The organism is Tersicoccus phoenicis (assembly GCF_001968835.1).
GTDB lineage: Bacteria > Actinomycetota > Actinomycetes > Actinomycetales > Micrococcaceae > Tersicoccus > Tersicoccus phoenicis.
In genome coordinates, this window is record NZ_MRDE01000008.1 from 1 (window position 1) to 3,856 (window position 3,856).

General features: G+C 67.1%; 2 protein-coding genes and 2 pseudogenes. All 4 read left to right on the top strand.

Annotation, left to right across the window (positions count from 1 at the left end):
- Window positions 1-101, top strand: a pseudogene (locus BKD30_RS16585) (AAA family ATPase); the annotation flags it as partial.
- Window positions 102-141: 40 nt separating this feature from the next.
- A pseudogene (locus BKD30_RS01545) lies at window positions 142-417 on the top strand (2-dehydro-3-deoxyphosphogluconate aldolase); the annotation flags it as partial.
- 11 nt (window positions 418-428) lie between these two features.
- Window positions 429-1,712, top strand: coding sequence for an alanine racemase (locus BKD30_RS01550; RefSeq protein ID WP_076701065.1), 1,284 nt, complete (start codon window positions 429-431; stop codon window positions 1,710-1,712).
- 93 nt (window positions 1,713-1,805) lie between these two features.
- Window positions 1,806-3,710 (top strand): Rid family hydrolase, encoded by a 1,905-nt coding sequence (locus tag BKD30_RS01555; RefSeq protein ID WP_235861268.1) that lies wholly within the window; start codon window positions 1,806-1,808, stop codon window positions 3,708-3,710.
- Window positions 3,711-3,856 lie beyond the last annotated feature (146 nt).

A 3,856-nucleotide genomic window follows, 5' to 3' on the forward strand; every position in this document is an offset into this window, starting at 1 on the left:
TCCCACAGATCCAACGCGTTCTGAAGATCAACGAGCTCGACGTCATCACCAACGACGTCGTCGAAGCCGCCCGCAGCACCCTCGTCATCGGCACCACCTGACCCGACACGGACCACAGCGAAAACGACGACACAAACCGAAGCTGCCCACAGTGTCGGCACTGCCACGGAGTTGCAACTCGCCCTCAAGGAAGGGCTCACCTGGGTCAAGGTGTTCCCCGCCTCCCTGCTCGGCGTCGGGTGGTTCGACGCCATGCGTGGGCCGTTCCCACAGGCGACGTTCGTGGCCACGGGTGGAATGGACGCGGCAACCGCACCCGGTTTCCTGGGGGCCGGAGTGCGCGTGGTCGCCGTGGGCTCGGCTCTGGCGGACCCGGACCAGCTGCCGGCGCTCGCGCAACTGGTCGCGTCGACATGAAGGCCGATCCGATGCGCACTCCCGCTGATGAACTGCTGACGCCGCGCGACAAGGGAATTCCCACGTTCGCCATCGGCACGACGGTCACCGAGCTCCTTGCCACCTCTCCCCGGCTCGAAGAATTCTGGACACCGATGATCGTGCTCGACGACTCCGCCATACGCCACAACGTCGACACGATGGCGGCATGGTGCCGAGAGCGCGGACTGCAGATCATGCCACACGGGAAGACGACGATGTCGCCGACGCTCTGGCGACGCCAACTCGACGCGGGCGCAATGGGGATCACGCTCGCCACGATGGGCCAGGTCCGCGTTGCGCGCAGCTTCGACGTGTCATCGATCATGCTGGCCAACGCGGTGGTTGACGAGCGCTCGCTGCACTATCTCGCCGCTGAGCTCGCAGACCCGGAACTGAGATTCGTCTGCTGGGTCGATTCGGTCGACACGGTGGACGTGATGACGGCGGCGCTCCAAGCACTCGACGTCCCGCGCCCCGTCGACGTCTGCGTCGAACTCGGTGCGCCGGGAGGTCGCTCGGGCGCGCGGACGATCGACGCGGCCATCGAAGTTGCTGAGCGGGTCGTCCAAGCACCCACCCTGCGACTCGCCGGGGTCGCGGGGTACGAGGGAAGCCTCGCACACGAGCGCTCCCACTCGGCCGTGCACGCAGTCCGTGAATATCTGGAACGACAGGTAGAACTACACAACCGGATCCGGCATCTCTACGGCCCGGGTGAAGTCTACGTCACCGCCGGAGGGAGCGCGTACTTCGACATCGTCGCCGATGTCTACGCCGACGCCGACGCGACCTCCGACGAATACCCGACCCACTTCACGCTGCGGTCGGGCGCGTACATCGTCCACGACGACGGGTTCTACCGGCAGATCTCGCCATTCGACGAGGGGCGCACCGAGGGTGAGGATGCTCATCGGTTCCGTACCGCGATGCACGGAATCGCTCGCGTCGTGTCGCAGCCCGAGACGGGACTCGCGCTGCTCGACGGCGGCAAACGCGACTTCCCCTACGACGAGGGTCTGCCGATTCCGCGGCACATGGCATCCGACCTCGGTGCCACGTGGCGACCCCTCTCCGACGCAGCTGTCACGACGATGAACGACCAGCACAGCTATCTGCGCTGGTCGAGCGCGGCGCCCGCGCCCGTCGCGGTAGGCTCCGTGGTCGCGCTCGGGCTGTCCCACCCTTGTACGGCATTCGACAAGTGGCGCGTGCTGCCCGTCGTCGACTCGTGGACCTCCGGTGCCGTCATCGACCTCGTACGCACGTACTTCTGAGGTGCGATCATGACGGACTCCGTGCGCACCGGCCGAACCCTTCTGCGAGGAGGGCGGATCGTCAACGCGTCCGGCGAGCGAGATGCCGACGTCGTGGTCGAGGGCGCGATCATCACCGAAATCGGGACGGTCACAGCCCGAGCAGGCGACACCGTGCTGGATTGCACCGGCCGGTTGGTCATGCCCGGATTCATCGACGTACACGCGCACGTGGACGGTCTGATCGGCGACGATGCGGTGCAGCGCGCGTTGCTCCGCCAAGGCGTGACGACAGTAGTCGTCGGACAGGACGGCGTCTCCTGCGCTCCCGGCGACGGTGGATACGCCACCGAGTACTTCGCCGCCATCAACGGCAGCTACCCGGACTACTCCGGCGCGGGCGTAGGGGCCTATCTCGCAGGGCTCAATGCGGCGTCACGGCTCAACGCCGCCTACCTCGTGCCCGCGGGCACGGTTCGGTTCGAGGTATGCGGGCGTTCGCAGGAGGCCGCGGATGCGTCACAGCGTTCCGCGATGGTCGCCCTCGTGGAGCAGGGAATGCGGGCGGGCGCTGTCGGCCTGTCGAGCGGGCTCGACTATGTTCCTGGTCTCTTCCAGGACGCTGGGGAGCTCGCCGCCTTGTGCGGGCCCGTCGCTCGCGCCGGCGGCGTGTACGTCAGCCACATGCGCGGCGGTTACGAGAAGAATGCCGCTGCGGGAATCGCCGAGATCACCGAGATCGCCCACGATGCCGCAGCCACCGCCGGTGTTGCGCTGCGGGTCCATATCTCACACTTCCACGCCGATGCGGACATCGTCCTCAGCCAACTCGACGGTCTAGCGGCGTCCGGTGTCGACGCGACGTTTGACGCCTACCCCTACACGCGCGGCTGCAGTCTGATCAGCATGCCGCTGCTGCCGCCCGAACTCTTGATGCTCCCGGTGAACGAGGTGGTAGGTGCCCTCGGCGACGCAGGCGTGCGGAAGCGACTGCGCCGGGATTGGTTCCCGCGCGTCGCGCTGAACCCGAGCCTCGGCCCGGGGTGGCCCCACATGATCACGTTCGCGCACCTCGATGCACCCGAATTCGCGTGGGCCCACGGGCTCACTATTGCGGAGGCGGCGACGCGCGCGAGCACCACTCCGATCGAGCTGGCTCTTGACGCCATGAAGGCATGCCGACTACGCGCGAACATCATCATGGCGGTGCCCCACGACAGGTCGGTCAGCGAGTTGGGCCGCATCTTCGCGCACCCGGGCCACATGGGCGGATCCGACGGCATCTTCATCGGTGCCCATCCTCACCCTCGCGCCCGCGGCACCTTCGCGCGACTTCTGCGCGAGTACGTGCGCGAAACCCGCACTTGGACGTGGACGGACGCCGTCCACCACCTCTCCTCGGGCCCTGCCGCGCGGTTCGGTCTGGGAGACCGCGGCGTCCTGGCACCGGGCGCCGTGGCCGACATCGTCGTCGTGGATCCGGGGGCCGTCACCGACGTCGCCACCTACGACGAGCCAATGCAAGACTCGATCGGCATCGACGACGTCCTCGTCGCCGGCGTGCGTGTGCTCGCCGGTGGAGTACTCACCGCGGCGCTGCCCGGCCAGGGTCTGCGACACCGCGGAGCAGACCACCATCCACCAAAGAGAAGGGATCCTCCCATGACCAAGACCGCCGTTCAGACCGCGAACGCTCCCCAGCCCGCCGGACCGTACAGCCAGGGCGTGATCGCCAACGGATTCTTCTACACCGCCGGCTTCGGGCCACAGCACCCGGCATCCGGTGCCGTCGCGGATTCGGTCGCTGACCAGACGCGCCAAACGCTACGGAACGTCGGAGCTGTGCTCGCCGAGCACGGACTCACCCTGGACGATTGTGTGAAAACCACGGTGCACCTGGCCGACCTCGCCGACTTCGCCGAGTTCAACGAGGCCTACCAGGAGTTCTTCAGCGCACCGTACCCGGTCCGCACGACCGTTGGATCGCAACTGGCCGACATCCTCGTCGAAATCGCCTGACTTGATGCATTTGCTTAGTGTCCCGGTTCACCGGTGATCTGGTGAATGATGTCGGCGGCGTTCTGGGGGATGTGGGCCGGGATCAGCTGGGTGTGGTCGCCGGCGCGGATCAGGGCGGCCTGGATCGGGCGGAGCGTGGTGATGAT